The sequence below is a fragment of the Streptomyces sp. 8N706 genome, from assembly GCF_052245415.1.
Taxonomy (GTDB): Bacteria; Actinomycetota; Actinomycetes; order Streptomycetales; family Streptomycetaceae; genus Streptomyces.
Genome location: NZ_JBQQBW010000006.1, coordinates 105,224 through 123,737, shown reverse-complemented (window position 1 = coordinate 123,737; position 18,514 = coordinate 105,224). Strand labels below are relative to the sequence as shown.

Here is an 18,514-nt window from a genome sequence, read left to right as displayed (position 1 = left end):
CGAGGTGGCGGTGAGCCGTCTGCCCGAGGCCGTCCAGCGCATCCAGGACGCCGACCCCGACGACGTCGCGCAGCTCGCGCCGATGCCCGCCGGAACCGCACTCCACGGCAGCGCGCAGGAGATCGCCCAGCTCGCCGCCGCCCTCCGCAACGTCGAGCGGACGGCCGTCGGCCTCGCCGCCGAACAGGCCGTACTGCGCCGCAACAACGCGGAGTCGCTGGCCAGCCTGGGCCGGCGCAACCAGAACCTCCTCCGCCGCCAACTGGGACTGATCACGACGCTGGAGAGCCAGGAGGTCGACCCGGACGCGCTCGCGGAGCTGTTCGAACTCGACCATCTCGCCACCCGGATGCGCCGCAACGCGGAATCACTGCTCGTACTGGCCGGTGAGCAGGCCCCGCTGCGCACCTGGACGGGAACGGTGAGCGCGCTCGAGGCCGTCCAGTCGGCGATCTCGGAGGTCGAGCAGTACCGGCGCGTGGCCGCCGTCGACATCGAGCCGTGCCGGATCCGCGGCCACGCGATCGCCGACCTGTCCCACCTGCTCGCGGAGCTGATCGAGAACGCCCTGGTCTTCTCCCCGCCGCACCTCGCGGTCGAGATCTACGGCTGGCGCGACGGCAGCGAGTACTGCCTCGCGGTCGTGGACCGCGGTGTCGGGATGACCGCCGAGTCGCTGGCCCTGTCCAACGCCCGTCTCGCCGGTGAGGAGAGCCATCTCCTGCCTCCCACCCGCTTCCTCGGCCACTATGTCGTCGGCCGGCTCGCCGCTCGCCTCGGCGCGCAGGTCGAGCTCCGCGAGACCGAGGGGTCCGGCATCACCGCCTATGCGGCCCTGCCCCCGGCGCTGCTCGCCGCGCCCGCGCCCACCGACCACCCGCCGGGCCCCGACCAGGTCCGGTCCCTGCTCAACGGTTTCCGCGAGGGCGTCGCCCGCGGTGCGGGAGCCGGAAAGGACAGCGCATGACCGTGACGACCGGCGCTCCGCTCACCGGCGAGGCGCAGAACTTCAACTGGCTCGTCGGCGAATTCGTCCGTACCGTCCACGGCGTGGCGGACGCGGTCGCCGTCTCCTCCGACGGGCTGCTCATGGCCGCCTCCGAATCCCTGGACCGGGACCGCGCCGACCATCTGGCCGCCGTCGTGTCCGGCATCACGAGCCTGGCCCTCGGCGCGGCGCGGGCGCACGTCCGGCACGGCGGCGGAGGCGTCAAGCTGGTGATGGTGGAGATGTACGGCGGCTTTCTGCTGGTCACCACGGTGCGGGACGGCAGCTGCCTGGGCGTGCTCGCCGCCGAGGGCAGCGACATCGGGATGATCGGTTACGAGATGGGGGTGCTGTCCGACCGGGTCGGCGCCCTGCTCACACCGCAGTTGGTCACCGAACTGCAGTCCGCCGCCTGCTGACCGCGCCGTCCGCAGGGCCCCGGGCCTCTCGCCGCACGGCCCGTACGGTCCCGGGTCGGGCCCGTCGCCCGCACGGCTTTACGACCTGGGCGGGAGACCGTACCGCACGGCCTGCGACCTGGGGCGGGAGACCGTACCGCACGAACCTGGGGCGGGAGGCCGTACCCGTACGGCCGCCTCCGGTGGGGCGCGTACCCGTATGGCCGCCCGCCTGCGGCCCCGGCGCGTACCCTCGTGGGCCTTGCGCGCCGCGTCATCCCAGGGCGGCCCGCATGACCTCCCGGGCGATGGGCGCCGCGCTGCCGCCGCCGCTGATGTCGGCGCGGTCCGCCTCCGCGTCCTCGATGACCACGGCCACCGCGACCGCCGGCTCGGCCGCGTCCCGGGCCCGCGCCCAGGAGATGAACCAGGCATACGGCGTACCGGTGTTGTCGATGCCGTGCTGCGCCGTGCCGGTCTTGCCCCCCACCTCGGCACCGTCGATCGCGGCACGGGTCCCCGTGCCCCGGTCGACCGCGGCGACCATCATCTCCTTGAGCCGCATGGCCGTCCCCGGGCTCATCGCCCGGTGGTGGGTGCGGGGGCGGTGGACGGAGACCGTGCGGCCGTCCGCGGCCGTCACTCGCCGCACCAGATAAGGGCGTTGGAGATCGCCGTTGCCCGCGACCGCCGCCGCGACCATGGCCATCTCCAGCGGGGTCGCACGGGTGTCGTACTGCCCGATGGAGGAGAGTGCGAGCTGCGCCTCGTCCATCGAGGTGTCGACGTTGCTCCTGGCCACGCGTGGCGGGACGCGTAGACCGTCGTCGTTGAAGCCGAAGTTCTCCGCGGTCTCCACCATGCCGCGCAGCCCCACGTCCACTCCCAGACGCGCGAAGACGGTGTTGCAGGAGACCTCGAAGGCATGCAGCAGCGTCGCGTTCTCGCAGCCGGAGGCCTCATTCGTCAGCCGGGTCGTGGAGCGCGGCAGGGTGTAGGGGTCCGGGGAGTCGGTGGGTGCGCGGATGTCGTCGACGACGCCCGTCTCGAGCGCGGCGGCCGCCGTCACCACCTTGAAGGTGGAGCCGGGCGGATACGTCTGCCGCAGCGCCCGGTTGAGCATCGGCTTGGCCGGGCTCCCGTTCAGCTCCTTCCAGGCCCTCGTCGCCGGCGCGCCGGTGCCCGACAGCACACCCGGGTCGTACGACGGTGTGCTGACGAGCGCGAGGATCCTGCCGGTCGCGGGCTGGATGGCGGCGACCGCGCCCCGGCGGCTGCCGAGCCCCCGGAAGGCGGCCCGCTGCACCGGGGCCTCGATGGTCGTCCGCACATCGCCGCCGGGCTGCTGCTCCCGGGTGAGCTCGGTCCACAGCGGAACCCGCGCGAGCCGGGGATCGGTGCCGGAGAGGACGTCGTCCTCGGTGTTCTCCAGCAGCGAGGTGCCGTAGATCTGGGAGGCGTAGCCGGTGACCGGGGCGTAGAGCGGGCCGTCGGTGTAGGTGCGCTCGTAGCGCAGCCGCTCCCGGGTGTCCTTCGAGCCGGTGACGGACGCCCCGCCGACCAGGATGTCGCCGCGCGGCTGGTCGTAACGGGCGATGGTCAGACGGCGGTTGGCCGGGTTGCGGTTGTAGTCGTCGGCCTCGAGGACCTGGACGCGGGAGGCATTGAGCAGCAGGGCGACGAGGAGGAGCAGACAGAACGCGGAGGCGCGCCGGATGCAGCGGATCACTGTCGGTCCTCCCACGGGGGGTTCCGCGGCGACTCCGGGTCGGCGGACGCGATGACACCGGTCTCCGCGGTGGCCGGGCGGGGCCGTCGGGCGGAGTCGCTGAGCAGGATGAGCAGCGCCACGATGATCCAGTTGGTGACGACGGACGAGCCGCCCTGTGCGAGGAACGGCATGGCCATACCCGTGAGCGGGATCAGGCCCGTCACCCCGCCCGTGATGACGAACACCTGGAGCGCGACGATCGAGGCGAGGCCGATGGCGAGCAGCCGGCCGAAGGGGTCGCGGACGGCCAGGGCCGCTCGGTGGCCGCGGGCCACCAGCAGCGCGTACAGCAGGAGGAGCGCGCTGAGTCCCCACAGTCCCAGCTCCTCGCCCGCCGTCGCCAGGATGAAGTCCGACTTGGTGGCGAAGCCGATGAGGACGGAGTCGCCCTGGCCGAGGCCGGTGCCGAGCATCCCGCCCGCCGCGAAGGCGAACAGCGACTGGGCCAGCTGGCCGGGGCCCCGTCCTGCCTCGATGCCGGCGAAGGGGTGGAGCCAGGTCTCGACCCGGCTGTTCACATGGGGTTCGAAGGAGGCGGCGGCGACCGCGCCCACGGCTGCCAGCAGCAGGCCCACGGCGATCCAGCCGGTCCGGCCGGTGGCGACATAGAGCATGATCACGAACAGTCCGAAGAAGAGCAGCGAGGTGCCCAAATCCCGTTCCAGGACGAGGACCAGGACGCTGGCGAGCCAGATCGCGACGACCGGGCCCAGCACCCGGCCGGTGGGAAGCTGAAGCCTGCGGATGCGGCGGCCGGTGTAGGCGAGGGCATGCCGGTTGGCGGCGAGATAGGCCGCGAAGAAGACCGCGAGAAGGATCTTGGCGAACTCCCCGGGCTGGAAGGAGAAGCCCGCGATCCGGATCCAGATCTTGGCGCCGTTGATGGCCGGGAAGAAGATCGGCACGATCAGCAGGGCGAGGGCCGCGGCCACGCACACATACGCATAGCGCTGGAGGACGCGGTAGTCGCGCAGGAGCAGCACGACCGCGATGAACAGGCCGACGCCGGCGGTGGACCACACCAGCTGGGTCGGCGCGGCCCGGTCACCCGGGGTCTCCAGGTCCAGCCGGTAGATGAGGACCAGACCGATACCGTTGAGGAGGACGGCGATCGGGAGCAGCAGCGGGTCCGCGTAGGGGGCGCGGAAGCGGACCGTGAGATGGGCGAGGAGCGCGAGGACGCCGAGCCCGGCGCCGTAGCCGGCCGCGCCCCGCGGCACCGTGTCGTCGTGGGCCAGCCCGACCTCGATGTAGCCGAAGACGGGGATGAGTACGGCGCCGATGAGCAGGGCCAGTTCGATGCCTCGGCGTTTGGGGAGCCGTAGCGCCGGTGGGGGCGCGTCCGCCGTCGTTGCGGTCATGCCGGGCAACGTAGCAAGCGACAGGGCATATTTCTGTTCATGCCTGTCATGTCGGTCGGTCCGGGCCCGGAGTCGGGGGAGAGGCGCGCGGGGGTGGCACTGTGCCCTCCGGGCGGCGCCGCCGGGAGGGCACAGTCAGCGGTCCGGTGGTGGTGCGTCAGCACCAGACCGGGGCCGGGCCGATGTTCTCGATATAGCGTGCCGAGGCCCAGGCCCACTGGCCGTTGTCGAGCAGGTACCAGCGGGGGTTGCCGGCCACGTTCTCACTGTTGACCTTGCAGCTGATCCTGACGGTCTCGCCGAACTTGAGCTGGCCGACGATCCTGGCGTTGCGGCTCGGGGCGTCCCGCAGCAGCAGACCGGACCGGGCGATGACACGGCCCCGGAAGGGGGCACGGTTGTCCCGGCCGTCGTCGCGTCCGTTGTCACGCCCGTTGTCACGTCCGTTGTCCCGGCCGTTCGGGTCCCGGCCGTTGTCACGCCCGTTGCCGCCCTGGCCGTTGGGGTCCCGGCCGTTGTCCGATCCCGAAACTCCGCCGTTGTCGCCGCCGGAGGTGCCGCCGTTGTCCCAGCGGTAGTCGTCGCCGTTGTCCGAACGGGAGTCTCCGCCGTTGTCCGTGCGGGAGTCCCCGCCGGAGGGGTCGGAGTCCGCCACGGCCGGACCGATCGCGGTCAGGGTCGCGAGGGCTCCGGTGGCGGCGAAGATGGCGAGCTTACTGAGCTTCGACTGCAGCATCTGTGGCCTCCTGGGGAGGAAGAACCCGCAAAGGGGATCCGAAGAACGCCGGGCGTCGGAGCGACCGGCCGGGCCCGGGCCCGGGAAAGGGCCTCACCCTGGCTTTTCCGGCGGCGAGTTGGGTGGGGCCTGACGATGAACGTGAACCAACCCGCACGTATCACGCTAAGTCGGCCACCCAGCGCCTGCAACTCGTCACTGTGCGTGACAATGCCCTCGGGGTCGCGGGGCCCGCAGGGGCGGCGCCCGGGGACCGTGCTCAACGGCAGTCGGCGGACCTCAGACCAGGAGTAACGTCTTTCCGACGACGTCCCGGGCCTCGATCGCGGCATGCGCCTCACAGGCCCGTTCCAGCGGAAAGGCCCCTCCGATCAGTGGGGTGAGCCGTCCCGCGGCGGCCTCCGCCAGCGCCTGCCCGGCCCGCCGCCCCGCCCCTGCCGGGAAGCGGTGGAGCTGCTCGATGCCGAGCACGGTCACCCCGCGCCGCTCCGCCTCCTCCGGGTCGATCCGGGTGAGCGTTCCACTGGAGGCTCCGTGTACGGAGAACCTGCCGCCGCGCGCCGTCACTCCGAACGCGGCCCGTCCGGTCTCCCCGCCCACGCCGTCGAAGACCACATCCGGCCCGGCGCCGTCCGTCGCCTCGTGTACGCGCTTGGTCCACTCCGGCTCGCTGGAGTCGACCGCCACCCGCGCGCCCAACTCCCGTACCGGACGCAGCTTCCGCTGTCCCCCCGCGGCGCCGATCACCCGTGCTCCGGCAGCGTCCGCCAGCTGTACCAGCAGACTGCCGACTCCGCCGCCCGCGGCCTCGACCAGGACCCATTCGCCGGGCCGGATGCGCGCGTTCTCCATGAGGCCCAGCGCCGTACTGCCGTCGCCGTGCAGAGCCGCGGCCTCGCGCAGCCGGACCCCCTCCGGCACCGGGACGAGTTCGTCCACCGCCGCCACCGCCCGTTCGACGTATCCGCCGCCCAGGGCCGAGGCGACGACCCGGCGGCCGACCCAGTGGGAGTCCACCCCGGCTCCGGCCCTGAGCACTTCTCCGGCCACGGTGTGCCCGGGTACGTAGGGCGGCCTGGGCAGCGCGGGCCCGGGGGACTCTCCCCGCCGGATCTGTGTCTCGACGAACTCGACCACCGCGACGCCGACCGCGATGACCACCTGGCCCGCCCTGGCGACGGGCTCCGGTGCCTCCCCGCCCACCAGGACGGAGGGTCCCCCGAACGCCGTCGCCTGCACCACCCGCACTTCGACCACTCCTCCCCGCCGCCGCATCCGGCCCCGCACGGACGGATGCACACGTCGACACCGCGGGAGGCCATCGGTCCATACCTCGGGCCACGCGGTGTCGCGAGGGAGTACGCGCCGGGGACCGGCGGCCGTTCAGGGGGACCGCACGGCTCTTACCCGGAGGAGTTCTCCATGGTCTCGGCTTCGCGCTGGAGCCGGCCCAGTACGCTCGACGGGCTGCCGTTCTTCTCGACGGTGCTACCGATGGAGGACTTCAGCGACCGGACCGTGGAGCCCCACGACCTCTTGCCGACCGGGTAGAGCTCGGCCGAGGGCAACTGGTCCAGGAACTCCCAGACGTCCTTGTGGGCGGGGTCGGCGCGCATCGCCTCGGAGGCGGAGTTGGTCACCGGCAGCAGATCGTACTGGTCGGCGAACCTCAGGACGTTCTTCTCGCTGTAGACGAAGTCGAGGAACGCGCCGATCTCCTTGCGATGGCCGCTCTGTTTGAAGGCCATCATCCAGTCGGCCACGCCCGTGGTCGCCTTCGAGGGCCCGTCCTTGCCCGGCAGCGGCGCCGTGCCGAAGCGGATGCCGTTCTCCTGGGAGAGCTGCATCAGCGTGGGGTGGCCATTGACCATGGCGACGTCCCCGCGGGTGAAGGCGTCGTACGCGGCCTGCCGGTCGGTGTGCGCGGGATCCCTGTTGGTGAGGCCCTTGCCGACCATTTCGTCCCGCAGCCACTCGAACGTCTCGATGTTCTCGGGCGAGTCGATGGTGTAGCTGCCGATGGTGTCGGTGAAGCCGCCGCCACCGCTGAGCATCCAGTTCAAGGTCTCCGCCTGCGGCTCCTCCTCGCCGAGCGGCAGGCCGTAGGGCGCCTTGACGCCTGCCTGCTTCAGCGCGACGGCGTCCGCCTGCAACTGGTCCCAGGTCCTCGGCGGGTTCTGTATGCCCGCTTTGGCCATGAGTTCCTTGTTGTAGAAGAGCACCCGCGTGCTCGCGACGAACGGCATTCCGTACTGGACCCGGCGCACCTGGCCCGCTTCGGCGAGACCGGGGATGAACGCGGCCTGGGTGGGGATCGACAGCAGTTCGTCCGCGCTGTAGAGCTTGCCCTGTGCGGCATAGTCGGCGTATGAGCCGATCTGGGCAATGTCGGGGGCTTTGCCCGCCTTCACCATGGAGGCGACCTGCCGGTCGACCTTGCTCCAGCTGTAGACGTCGACATCCACCGTGATGCCGGGGTGCTTGAACTCGAACTCGCCGGCCAACTGGTCCCAGTACCGCTTGGAGCTGTTGCCGGGGCGGTCACCGTAGTCGGCCGCGACGAGCTTGAGGGTGACCTCCTTGTCCGCGACGGAGCCACCGCCGCAGCCCGAAAGCGTCCAGATCAAGGAAGCCGCGACAGCTGCCGCAACAAGGCTCGAGTACCGCCGCTGCACTTGCCTGTACCGCCCTCTGCTCGGAATGTCCACGCGCCGCGCCGAAACGTTCCTGAAACCGGCGCGGGAGCAGAGTCTCTCCCGCAACCCACCGCGAGGTCTACCTCACGCCGTGTATCGCTTCGGTATCGACGCCGCGCCGGGAGGTCGCGGAGCGCGCCGGCAACGTCGGCCGCTTACTGCCGATATACCACCGCTCTCCTTCCGTACGGCAGGGTGCCGAGGACACGCTGCCCGGTCGGCGGCGCTCCTCCGGGAGGGCCGGGCCGGCAGACGGAGACGTTCATCGGCCGCACTCCCTTCACTCCGGCACATGGACCCGACATGACCTCTCTGGACTTCACGACTCCCCTCACCGCGCGGCACTTCCCCGTATCCGCCGGGACGGAGGTCGTTCGCGGCTGGAAGGCTGTGCCGCCCGCGGACGGCGACCGCGACACGGCCCTGCCGTGGACGGCCGGCGGTGACGGCGTGAGGTTCGACCACCGCAACGCCCCCTGTACCGACTGCGACCTGGCCTTCGACCGGCATCTGCACCTCCATCTGCGCCCGGACCCGGCAGAGGTCGGCGGAATCCGCCGGGCGGTACGTACGGCCCTGGCCGCCTGGGGCTGCCCGCCCTCCGCCGTCGACGACACGGTGCTGCTCACCGGCGAACTGGTCGGCAACGCGGTCACGCACGGGCCCGACGAACTGATCACGGTGAACCTGCTGCACGTCGGGAACCGACTGCTCCTTGAGGTCACCGACGGGTCCCCGGCGCGCCCCGCGGTCCGGCAGGCGCACCCCGACGACGAGCGGGGACGCGGGATGTGCCTGGTGCAGGTCATCGCGTCGGCCTGGGGCGCACGCCGGGACTCCTACCGGCGAAAGACCACATGGTGCACCCTGGCCCTCGACGGGAACAGCGCCCCGCCGCCGTCCCGCTGACCGCCACCGCCCGGATCCTGTCCGGCGAAGCCCTGTCACACTGCTCTTACCGCCGATACACCGCTGCTCTTCCCGCCGCATGCAGGCTGATGGGGCACATCGCCACCTCCGTAGGCGATCCCAGGGGAGGGCACCCGTGAACGGTGTGACGAACGACCAGGACGGGAGTTCTGCCACCACATGGCAGGACATCCCGTACCACTACCGGTGGGTCATCCATCAGGTCTCCGACAGCAGACATCAACAAGGGCCCTGCGGCACCTGTGTGACCGAGGAGGGCGCACGGGCCTGCATCGAGGCGGCCCTGTCGGCCGCCGTCGGTCCGGGCGTGTACGCCTGGGGGCTGCTCAGCCGTATACCCGCGGACCCGCCGGAACCGGCGTCCCCCGAGCCCCGTTCGCCCCTGGCCTCCTCCGTCGCCGGTACGTCCGCGGCCCCTGCGCCCATCGCCTGGGCGGCGCCCGGGCCGGACGGCACGGTCGCCTGGCTGCCCCACGGCAGCCGCCCGCTCGTCGCCGAACAGGTGGGCGGGGCACTGCCGGCCGCCACCGCCGCGAGCACCACCGGCGAGGTCACGCCGGGCAAGGCCAGGCCCGGAGAGAGCATCCCCTCGCTGCTGGCCCGCTTCGGTGGCGCGGTCCACCGGTACCGGCTGGCAGCCGGACTCACCCGGCAGGAGCTGGCCGGGCGGACGCTGTGCACCGCGGCGGAGGTCGGGCGTATCGAAAGCGGCCGGCAGATGCCCTCACGCGTCTTCGCCCAACGCGCCGACCAGCATCTGGGCACCGACGGCGCCCTGGTGCACCTCTGGCCCTCGCTCATCCGGTCCGCGTATCCGGACTGGTTCTGGCAGATCATCGAGCTGGAGCGACAGGCTTGCTTCATCCAGGAGTTCGAAACCGTCGCCATCCCCGGGCTGCTGCAGACGGAAGCCTATGCGCGGTCCATCTTCACCGCCGCCCACCCGGTGGCCTCGGAACTGCTGATCGAACAGTTCGTCGCCGCCCGGATCGACCGGCAACGCATCCTGACCCGGCGTGAACCACCCCAGATCATGATCACCCTTGATGAGGGCGTGCTGCGCCGCTGCATCGGCGGTAGCGCCGCGATGAGTGAGCAGCTGGGGCATCTGCTGGACCGGTCCGGTCTGCCCAAGGTGCACCTCCAGGTGATCCCGTTCAGCGTCCGCGAACACCCCGGTGGCATGACCCCCTTCCGTCTCATGGGATTCCGGGAGGGCCCGGACGTCCTCTACGGGGAGACGTTCATCGGCGGTCAGACGACCATCGACGCCGGCCAGATCCAGCAGCACAAGCTGGCCTTCAACCTCATCCAGTCCAAAGCGCTCTCCCGGGACGACTCGCGCGCCCTCATACGTGACCTGAAAGAGGACATGGACCGTGGATCCGAATGAACTGCCCTGGCGCAAGAGCAGCTACAGCATGGGGAACGGCGGCAACTGCGTCGAGGTGGCGGAGGCGGCCGGGAGCGCGGACGGCGAGCGCCGTATCCATGTACGGGACAGCAAGGACCCCGACGGGCCGGCACTCCGCTTCGGTCACCGCCAGTGGCAGGCCTTCGTCACCGCGCTCAAGTCGGCCTGACCGTATGGCACTTGTTCCACGGCTTCCATGCCGGGCACGGGCGCCGTGGATACGATGAATCCGATTCTCCGGCTCCACTCCGGCCCCGCGTCGCTCATGGGAGGAACACACATTGATCGTCGGCGGACCTTCCCCGTCCGGGTGACGACCTGCGGAGCGTGGCATGCGGTATCGGATCCTTGGACCGCTCGGACTGTGGCGCGACGGCCGGCAGATCCCCCTCGCCCCGGCGAAGTGGCGGATGCTCCTGGCGGTGCTGCTGTGCGACGCCAACCAGGTGGTCTCCACGGACCGGCTGGTCGAGGAACTCTGGGGCGCCCGGCCTCCGTCGAGCGTCAGTAAGCTCCTCCAGGGTTATGTCTCGCGGGTGCGGCGCGCGCTGGGCGATGAGTCGGGCCATGTGCTGGTCACCCATGTCCACGGTTACCGGGCCCATGGCTACCGGCTGGTCGTGGGGCCGGACGAGGTCGATGCGCACCGGTTCATGGAACTGATCAAGCAGGGCGGTCAGGAACTCGACCGGGGCTCGGCCGGGACCGCCGCCGCACGGCTCGGTGAGGCGCTGGACCTGTGGCACGACGCCCCCTTCGCCGACGTACCGCCCACGCCCGCCGTGGAGGCCGAGGCCACGCGTCTGGCGGCCTGCCGCACCCAGGCGCGGGAGCTGAGCATCGAAGCGCGGCTGAGGCTCGGCCGCCATGAGGCGGTCCTGGACGAACTCCAGGCCCTGGTGGCCGGCCATCCGCTCCGGGAGGGCCTGCGGGGCCAGCTGATGCTGGCGCTGTACCGGTCCGGCCGGCAGGCCGACGCGCTGTCCGCCTACCGTGATCTGCGCCGGCACCTGTCCGAGGAACTGGCCATCGAACCGGGCCCGTCCCTGCAGGAACTCCACCAGCGGATCCTCACCGCCGACCCCTCCTTACTCCTCGCACCGGAGCCTCCCCCCGAGCGTACGGAGACCGCGGTACGGGCCCCCGCGCTCGTACCCCGGGAACTCCCTCACATCGGCACCGCCTTCATCGGCCGCACCGGCGAGAGCTCCGTGCTCCACAAACTGCTGGACGGCGGTGGCGGGCGTCAGACGGTGATCGCCGCGATCGACGGGACCAGCGGAGTCGGCAAGTCCGCCCTGGCGATCCACACCGCACACCAGCTCGCCGACCGGTTCCCGGACGGTCAGATCTATGTCGACCTGCACGGAGCCACCGCCGGGCTGACGCCCCTGGAACCCTCTGAGGTGCTCGCCCGGTTCCTCAGCACGCTCGGCGTGGGGGATGTCGCCATCCCCGCCGGCACCGAGGAGGCGGCGACCAAATTCCGCTCCCTGGTGGCCGACCGCCGTCTGCTCGTGGTGCTCGACAACGCCGCCGGTGTGGACCAGGTCCGCCCGCTGCTGCCGGCCGGTCCGGGGTGCGCCGTCGTGATCACCAGCCGGGAGATGCTCACCACCCTGGAGGGAGCCACCCATCTGCACCTCGGCGTCATGTTCCACGACCAGGCGACGGCGCTGCTCGAACGGTTCGTCGGCCCGGAGCGGATCGCGGCCGAGCCGGACTCGGCGGACGCCATCATCCGGATGTGCGGCGGACTTCCCCTGGCGCTGCGGATCGTCGGCGCCCGGCTGGCGGCCCGCCCCAGCTGGCCCCTGAGCGCCTTCGTCGAGCGGCTGACCGATGCCCAGAGCCGGCTGGACGAGATCCGGGTCGGCGACGTATCGGTACGCGCCAGCTTCCACGCGAGCTACGACGTCATCTGCCGCAGCGAGAACCCCGTCGACCAGGCGGCCGCGCGGGCCTTCCGGCTCATCGGGGTGGTGCCGGGGCCGAACATGAGCCTGCCGGCCGCGGCCGCGCTGCTCGGTGAGTCCGGAGCACAGGCCGAGGAGGCGCTGGAACGGCTGGTGGACGCGCATCTGCTGAACAGCCCCGGCCCGGCGCGCTACCAGATGCACGACCTGCTGCGGCTGTTCGCCCGCGAGCAGGTGCGCACGGAGGAGCCGGAGGACGAGCGGGAGCGGGCGCTCGACCGCGTCCTGCGCTTCTACCTCGCCACGGCCGAGCGGGCGGTGACGTTCCTCGACGTACCGCCGCTGCCGGCCCGGGGCGGGTACGAGCACACCCACGCCGACGACACCTCCGCAGCGGCCCGCCCCTCCGTACCGATCAACGGCCCCCGGGCCGCCCGGACATGGCTGGACACCGAACGCGCCAACCTGATGGCCACCGTCCTGCACGCCGCCACGCGCTCCGACTCCACCGCACGCCTCGCGGTACGGCTGACCCGGCCACTGCAGTGGTACCTCTACCCCCATGCCCGGGCCCGCGACTTATGGAGCCTGGGCGAGCTGGCCGTCCGTACCGCCCGGCGTCTCGGCGACCGGGAGGGCGAGGCGTGGGGCCTGGACCATCTGTCGTCGGTGTACTGGCTGCACAGCCAGTACGACGCGATGCGCACCTGTCTGGAGGCGGCGCTCGCCATCTGGCGCGAGACCGGCGACCGCGCGGGCGAGCAGCGCTCCCTGTGCAACCTGGGGGACGCACTGGCGGAACTGGACCTCTACGAGGACGCCCTCCCCGTACAGACGCGGCAGCTCGCCCTCGCGCGCGAGGGCGGCGACCTGCGGGCCCAGGTGACCGGACTGTCCAACCTCGGCCGCGCGTACCGGGGCCTGGGCCGTAACGGGGAGGCCCTCGCGTGCTACGAGGAGAGCCTCCGGTACGCGCGGGAGCTGGCCGACAGCAACCTGGAGGGCCTCACCCTCTACGAGATGAGCCTCGTCTGCATGGACCAGGGACGGCTCCGGGAGGCACAGGAGCATCTGCGAGGCGTCACCGCCCTGGGCGGGGTGAACCCCAGTGTGTATGTGAGCTGGCGCGGGCACGCGTGGAGCGCCTATTTTCCCTCCTGTCTGAGCCTTCGCATCGGCCCGGAAGCCCCCGGGGCGCCACCGGTCTGATGGAGCCTCATATATGCCTCATATATTGGAGCCTCTACCGCCGCTATACCGGTCGCGCGCAGGGTTGGGGACGCGTTCACCGACTGTTGCCGACCGCGTACCGTCCGGGGAGGTGCCACCCACCGCGCGTTCCGGCCCGGGTCCCCCGGAGGGGCCCGGCTTCCTCCACGGTCGGGGCGCGGCACCCTTCACGAGGCGGCGCGCGACTCCTTCAAGAGTTCACCACACCAGGACTTGGCAGGGCCTCATGGAAGTCATGGCACCATCCGACGATCGAATCCTGTGGATCACCCGGACCGTCGATCCACCCGGCCTCCGCCTGGCGGGGGAACTCGACGCGACGCGCCACGGCGATGTGACCGGGGTGCTGTCCTCCCTGCTGGAGGAGAGCGCCGGGCCGGTCCCGGACGGGGACGGGCGCGCCGAAATACGGCTGGACCTCGGAGAGTTGACCTTCATCGACCTCGGCTCGCTCAGCCTGCTCACCAGCTTCGTCGAGCGCCACGGCGGCGGGGTCCGGCTCGTACTGGACCACCTCTCGCCCGACGTGGAGAACCTCATCGGGACCGTGGGCTGGGAACGTCTGCCCGGCCTCGTCCAGGGACGGAAGGGGACGTCATGACGACCGAGGTTTCCGGGCGGAAGTCCGCGGAGGACGACCGGACGAACCCGTACCGCGCCTTCCAGCACCATGCGCTTCTGTACCGCGGCGAACAGGAGTTCCTCGACGGTGCCCTCCCCCTCCTGCGCGCGGGGATCGAGGCCGACGACCCGACGTTCGCGGTCACGGCCGGAAGGCACACGGAGCTGCTGCGCGACTCGCTCGGACAGGACGCCGCCGCCGTCCAGTTCCTGGACCCGGCGGAGATCTACAAGAACCCCGTCCGTGCCCTGGCGGCCTTCACCGCCGTGGCCAAGACGCTGGGCCCGCGCCCGGCCTGGGTGGTGATGGCGGAGGACTGGTCGACCCACCCGGACGTGATGGAGTGGCTGCGCTACGACTCCATCGTCAACCTGGCTTTCGCCCATGTCGATATCCACGGATTCTGCTGCTACGACAGGGCGACCCTGGCGCCCGACGTCCTGGACCTGCTGCGCCGGACCCATGTGAAGATCCATGAGGGCGGCGCGCTGCGGGACAACCCCTTCTTCGCGGACCCCGAGTCCGTCGTCGCCGACATCGACCGGCGGCCCCTCCCACCGCCCGCAGAGCCGCCCGCCTCGATGCAGATCCTCCCTACCGACCTGCACGCCGTACGGACCTTCGTCGCCGAGCAGGCGAAGCGGTGCGGAGTGACGGCGGAGGCTCTGCACAACCTGCTCGTCGCCGTCACCGAGGTGGCCACCAACGCCGTCCGCCACGGCAACGCCCCCGCGACCCTGCGGACCTGGCCCGACAACGGCCTGATCTGCGAGATCACCGACTCCGGCCACTGGCAGCCGGAGGAGTTCATCAGTTGGAGGCCACCGGAGTCGGCGCGGGAGTCCGGATTCGGCCTGTGGGGAGTCGGCATGCTGTGCGACACGGTGCAGGTCCGCACCGGGTCGAACGGCACGACGGTGCGCCTGCGCACCTGCGCCTGAACCGAGGCCCGGCCCCTGACGCCCCGCGGCGCACGCCGCGCCGGGGGACCACGGACCGGGCCACCACCCCACGACGCGCGCTGCGCCCAAAGGGCATGCTCACCGTGGGGCCAACCTGTGACGTCCGAGGACCGGGGCCGCGACCGTGGGCGGGGCCCGGTCCGCGGACACGCGCGGAGCGTGCGGCCCGGCCGTTCCGCACCGCGGAACCTTTCAGGGGGCCGGGGTGACGTGGCGGTCACGCGATCCGCGTGACGCCCACGTCACCCCGGGCACCCGTCCGGCGGCGGCCGGAGTGAAGGGCCGCTCAGCGCTGCATCCGCAGCGGCATCTGGGTGATCCCCTGGATGAAGTTCGACCGCAGCCGCCGCACCTCCCCGTCGAGGGAGAACCGCAGACCGCTGTCGGTCAGCTTGCGGAAGAGGATGCCCAGTTCCGTCTGCGCCACGATGGCCCCGATGCAGCGGTGGATGCCCACGCCGTAGGAGAGGTGCCGGTTGGGCGAGCGCGTGATGTCGAACGTGTCCGCGTCCGGGAACTGGCTCTCGTCCCGGTTGGCGGAGACGTTCCACAGCGTCACCGAGTCGCCCGCCCGGATCTGCTTGCCGCCGATCTCCGTGTCCTGGGTGGCGACGCGCATCACATAGGCGTTGGTGGAGCTCCACCGCAGGATCTCGTTGACCGCGCTCTCCGTCAGGTCCGGGGAGGCCCGCAGCAGCTCCAGCTCCCGCGGGTGCTCGTGCAGGGCGAGCACGCCCGCGCACGCGGTGTACGAGGAGGTCTCGTTGCCCCCGACCGCCACATTCATGCAGTTGTAGAGGACGAGTTCCTCGGGCCACGGACGACCGTTCGTCTCCGCCTGGAGCAGATAGCTGACGAGATCCTCGCCGGGGTTCTTCCGCCGGTCCCGGATGATGTCCGAGAAGAACTCGAAGATCTCGGCCTGGATCACCGCGAGCCTGAGACGCTCGTCGTCCGAGGTGTCACCGAAGACAGGATCCCGGAAGCCGATCATCCGGCGGGTGAGGTCGATCAGTTCATGGGCCTGGCGGTGCGAGACACCCATCATCGCCATCACCGCACCGGCCGGCAGCTCGGTCGCGATGTCGGTCGCGAAGTCGCAGCCTCCGTCGTCGACGGCCTTCGTGATCGCGGCGTCCACCAGCTCCGTCACCTGACGGGCGATGCGCTTGACCACGGCCGGGGCGAACGCCCGGTGCACGGCCTGCCGGATCATCCGCTGCCGTGGCGGGTCGGAGGCGACGAGCATCCGCCCGGCCGACGGGTCCGCCTGGCTGCGGAAGGACCCGCCGAGCATGGGGCCGCCCTCGGAGCTGTACGCGGTGTGGTCGTTGTAGACGGCCGCGATGTCGTCGTACGCGGACAGCGCCCAGAACCCGCCGCCGTCGGCGGTCGTGTGCCAGTGCACCGGATCGTTCGCCCGCAGCCATGCGAACATCCCGTAGTGGCGCTGCTCGACAAAGACATCCGGATCGGTCAGGTCGATCGTCAGCACGCTCATGCGGACAGGTCCTCTTTCCGTTCCCGTATCAGTCCGGCCAGGGCGCCCAGCTCGCTGGTGGCGAGAATCTCCCGCGCGCTCACCTCGACCTGCATCTCACGGACGACCCGGCGCTGCATCCGGAACGCCAGCAGTGAGTTGCCGCCGAGTTCGAAGAAGTCGTCTCCCACGCCGACCTGCTCCAGGGTGAGCAACTCGCCCCACAGACCGGCGAGATAACGCTCGACCGCATCGCGGGGAGCCGTGCGGCCCTCGTCGCGGCGCAGATGCTCCGCCACCAGGGCGCGCAGTGCGTCCAGGTCCCGCTTGCCGTGGTCGTTGGCGGGGATCGACTCGGCCTTCACAAAGGAGCTGGGCACCATGTAGTCGGGCATCGCCTCGGAGGCGTACTCGCGCACGCCCTTCAGCGAGAGCTCGTCGTACGGCACCACCAGCGCGATCAGCCGGCGGTCGTGGGCCTCGCCCGCGACCAGCACGGCGACGTCCTGGATCTGCTCGTGCCGGCCGAGTGTCGCCTCGACCTCACGGGGCTCGACCCGGTAGCCGCGGATCTTCACCTGGTCGTCCGCGCGGCCCCTGTAGCGCAGCAGACCGTCCTCGCCCCGGACCACCAGGTCGCCCGTGGCGTACATCCGGCTGCCGTCGGCCGCGAAGGGGTCCGGCAGAAAGCGGTCCGCTGTCAGCGCGGGCTGCCCGAAGTAGCCGCGGGCGACGCCCGGCCCGCCGATGTACAGCTCACCGGCCTCCCCGGCGGGCACCTCCCGCAGATCACCGTCGAGCAGATACAGCGGGGTGCCCTCGAGCTCCCGGCCGATGGGGACGCTGTCGACATCCGCCCCCACCTCGGTGACCGGGTACGCGGTGCAGGCGGTGGTGCCCTCCGTCGGGCCGTACAGGTTGTGGAGCACACCGGAGAAGGAACCGGAGAGCAGGGCCCGGCAGGCGTCGGGCAGGACGACGTCGCCCCCGGTGTGGAGCACCCGCAACGAGGCGAAGGCGTCCCGGTCCTCCTGCACCACATGGTTGACCGCCATGGTGGGCACGAGCATGGCCGTGATCTGCCGCCTGCGCAGCTCGCGCCGGATGTCCCCGGTGACCAGGTCCGGCATGGTCGGCAGCACCACGATCTCGGCGCCCCCGGCGAAGCCGCACCAGGTCTCGAAGTGGAAGGCGTCGAAGGACAGGCTCGACACATGGCCCACCCGGTCCTCGGGCGTGAGCGCGGGCAGGGAGGGGTTGGTCGAGAAGTGGACGAGATTACGGTGTTCGAGCACCACGGCCTTGGGCCGCCCCGAGGAACCGGAGGTGAACAGGACACACGCCGCCTGGTCCGGTGCGACCCCCGGCAGCGGGTCGGACAGCGGCTTGGTGTGGGCCTCGGTGTCGAACTCCAGCACCTCGACACCCAGACCGCTCACCCTGGCGCTCCAGCCGGGCTCGGTCAGCAGCAGCGCGGCACCGCTGGAGGTGATCATCAGGTCCCGGCGCGTGTCCGGATAGCGCGGGTCCACCGGGACGTACGACGCCCCGGCCTTGAGGATGCCCAGCAGGGCGATGAAGACCTGGGCTCCGCGCCCGAGGTAGTACGCCACCCGGTCCTCGGCGGTGATGCCCTGGGCCCGCAGCGCCTGTGCTAAAGCGTCGCTGCGCCGGTCCAGCTCGGCGTAGCTCAGCGCGCGTTCGTCATGGCGCACCGCGGTCCGGTCGGGGTGGCGTGCGGCCGTGCGGCCGAACAGCTCCAGCAGCGTGCCCGGGCTGCCGGAGGGTGGGGCCGACGACGGCGCCGACGGCCGGGCGTTGCCCCGGCGGTCGGCCTCCTCGAGGCAGGCGGCGCGCTCACCGCGGAAGCCCGTCTCCCGCCAGCCGTGGGGAACCGGCCGGCCGGCCGGCCATACGCTCAGATCCCCGCTGTCGTTCACCACAAGGTCGTACGTCTCGCTTTTCCGCCCATCGGTCATGCGCGATCTCCTGACGTGTGTGGGGCCTGCC

15 protein-coding genes are annotated in these 18,514 nt (G+C 71.4%); 8 read left to right on the top strand and 7 right to left on the bottom strand.

Annotated features, from left to right (window positions below; all coding sequences use genetic code 11):
- Both ACTWQE_RS04725 and ACTWQE_RS04720 read left to right on the top strand, forming a co-directional pair.
- Positions 1–967, top strand: a 967-nt coding sequence (locus ACTWQE_RS04725; RefSeq protein ID WP_443327517.1) for a sensor histidine kinase, incomplete at its 5' end; no start/stop codon positions are given.
- Positions 964–1,407, top strand: a complete 444-nt coding sequence (locus tag ACTWQE_RS04720) for a roadblock/LC7 domain-containing protein (RefSeq protein WP_443327516.1) — start codon at positions 964–966, stop codon at positions 1,405–1,407. The genes ACTWQE_RS04725 and ACTWQE_RS04720, both read left to right, overlap by 4 nt.
- A gap of 253 nt (positions 1,408–1,660) precedes the next feature.
- Here ACTWQE_RS04720 and ACTWQE_RS04715 read toward each other — a convergent pair whose 3' ends face one another.
- The 5 genes from ACTWQE_RS04715 to ACTWQE_RS04695 form a co-directional block, all read right to left on the bottom strand.
- Positions 1,661–3,115 (bottom strand): penicillin-binding transpeptidase domain-containing protein, encoded by a 1,455-nt coding sequence (locus ACTWQE_RS04715; protein ID WP_443327520.1) that lies wholly within the window; start codon positions 3,113–3,115, stop codon positions 1,661–1,663.
- Positions 3,112–4,518 (bottom strand): FtsW/RodA/SpoVE family cell cycle protein, encoded by a 1,407-nt coding sequence (locus tag ACTWQE_RS04710; protein WP_443327515.1) that lies wholly within the window; start codon positions 4,516–4,518, stop codon positions 3,112–3,114. The genes ACTWQE_RS04715 and ACTWQE_RS04710 overlap by 4 nt, the downstream gene beginning before the upstream one ends.
- A gap of 157 nt (positions 4,519–4,675) precedes the next feature.
- The gene (locus ACTWQE_RS04705) at positions 4,676–5,254 is read right to left on the bottom strand and encodes an SH3 domain-containing protein (protein ID WP_443327514.1); all 579 of its coding nucleotides are present in this window, start codon (positions 5,252–5,254) and stop codon (positions 4,676–4,678) included.
- 279 nt (positions 5,255–5,533) lie between these two features.
- On the bottom strand, positions 5,534–6,502 hold the full coding sequence (locus ACTWQE_RS04700; RefSeq protein ID WP_443327513.1) for a zinc-binding dehydrogenase: 969 nt from the start codon (positions 6,500–6,502) through the stop codon (positions 5,534–5,536).
- 155 nt (positions 6,503–6,657) lie between these two features.
- Positions 6,658–7,881: an ABC transporter substrate-binding protein gene (locus ACTWQE_RS04695; RefSeq protein ID WP_443327512.1), complete on the bottom strand. Its 1,224-nt coding sequence runs from the start codon at positions 7,879–7,881 to the stop codon at positions 6,658–6,660.
- A gap of 372 nt (positions 7,882–8,253) precedes the next feature.
- Here ACTWQE_RS04695 and ACTWQE_RS04690 point away from each other — a divergent pair, with 372 nt between their 5' ends.
- From ACTWQE_RS04690 to ACTWQE_RS04665, 6 genes are all read left to right on the top strand, one after another.
- Positions 8,254–8,859 carry an ATP-binding protein gene (locus tag ACTWQE_RS04690; protein WP_443327511.1) on the top strand — a complete coding sequence of 202 codons (606 nt, stop codon included), beginning with the start codon at positions 8,254–8,256 and terminating at the stop codon, positions 8,857–8,859.
- A gap of 136 nt (positions 8,860–8,995) precedes the next feature.
- Complete coding sequence (locus ACTWQE_RS04685) at positions 8,996–10,273, top strand: helix-turn-helix domain-containing protein (protein ID WP_443327510.1); 1,278 nt, start codon at positions 8,996–8,998, stop codon at positions 10,271–10,273.
- Positions 10,260–10,463 carry a DUF397 domain-containing protein gene (locus tag ACTWQE_RS04680; RefSeq protein WP_443327509.1) on the top strand — a complete coding sequence of 68 codons (204 nt, stop codon included), beginning with the start codon at positions 10,260–10,262 and terminating at the stop codon, positions 10,461–10,463. Before ACTWQE_RS04685 ends, ACTWQE_RS04680 begins: the two co-directional genes overlap by 14 nt.
- Before the next feature lie 163 nt (positions 10,464–10,626).
- Positions 10,627–13,419, top strand: coding sequence for a BTAD domain-containing putative transcriptional regulator (locus ACTWQE_RS04675; protein ID WP_443327508.1), 2,793 nt, complete (start codon positions 10,627–10,629; stop codon positions 13,417–13,419).
- A 256-nt stretch (positions 13,420–13,675) separates the two neighbouring features.
- Positions 13,676–14,041, top strand: coding sequence for an STAS domain-containing protein (locus ACTWQE_RS04670; protein WP_443327507.1), 366 nt, complete (start codon positions 13,676–13,678; stop codon positions 14,039–14,041).
- The gene (locus ACTWQE_RS04665) at positions 14,038–15,003 is read left to right on the top strand and encodes an anti-sigma factor RsbA family regulatory protein (protein ID WP_443327506.1); all 966 of its coding nucleotides are present in this window, start codon (positions 14,038–14,040) and stop codon (positions 15,001–15,003) included. The genes ACTWQE_RS04670 and ACTWQE_RS04665 overlap by 4 nt, the downstream gene beginning before the upstream one ends.
- 307 nt (positions 15,004–15,310) lie before the next feature.
- Here ACTWQE_RS04665 and ACTWQE_RS04660 read toward each other — a convergent pair whose 3' ends face one another.
- Together ACTWQE_RS04660 and ACTWQE_RS04655 are read right to left on the bottom strand one after the other, a co-directional pair.
- Entirely contained in the window at positions 15,311–16,525 is a 1,215-nt protein-coding gene (locus ACTWQE_RS04660; protein WP_443327505.1) for a cytochrome P450, read from the bottom strand.
- Positions 16,522–18,483, bottom strand: coding sequence for an amino acid adenylation domain-containing protein (locus ACTWQE_RS04655; protein WP_443327504.1), 1,962 nt, complete (start codon positions 18,481–18,483; stop codon positions 16,522–16,524). The genes ACTWQE_RS04660 and ACTWQE_RS04655 overlap by 4 nt, the downstream gene beginning before the upstream one ends.
- Positions 18,484–18,514: the final 31 nt, after the last annotated feature.

What these genes read in the sequence shown, in the direction of transcription:
- ACTWQE_RS04705 (WP_443327514.1), bottom strand. Translation starts at nt 5,254, where the DNA reads ATGCTGCAGTCGAAGCTCAGTAAGCTCGCCATCTTCGCCGCCACCGGA.
- ACTWQE_RS04655 (WP_443327504.1), bottom strand. Translation starts at nt 18,483, where the DNA reads ATGACCGATGGGCGGAAAAGCGAGACGTACGACCTTGTGGTGAACGAC.
- ACTWQE_RS04710 (WP_443327515.1), bottom strand. Translation starts at nt 4,518, where the DNA reads ATGACCGCAACGACGGCGGACGCGCCCCCACCGGCGCTACGGCTCCCC.
- ACTWQE_RS04660 (WP_443327505.1), bottom strand. Translation starts at nt 16,525, where the DNA reads ATGAGCGTGCTGACGATCGACCTGACCGATCCGGATGTCTTTGTCGAG.
- ACTWQE_RS04665 (WP_443327506.1), top strand. Translation starts at nt 14,038, where the DNA reads ATGACGACCGAGGTTTCCGGGCGGAAGTCCGCGGAGGACGACCGGACG.
- ACTWQE_RS04670 (WP_443327507.1), top strand. Translation starts at nt 13,676, where the DNA reads ATGGCACCATCCGACGATCGAATCCTGTGGATCACCCGGACCGTCGAT.
- ACTWQE_RS04675 (WP_443327508.1), top strand. Translation starts at nt 10,627, where the DNA reads ATGCGGTATCGGATCCTTGGACCGCTCGGACTGTGGCGCGACGGCCGG.
- ACTWQE_RS04690 (WP_443327511.1), top strand. Translation starts at nt 8,254, where the DNA reads ATGACCTCTCTGGACTTCACGACTCCCCTCACCGCGCGGCACTTCCCC.
- ACTWQE_RS04720 (WP_443327516.1), top strand. Translation starts at nt 964, where the DNA reads ATGACCGTGACGACCGGCGCTCCGCTCACCGGCGAGGCGCAGAACTTC.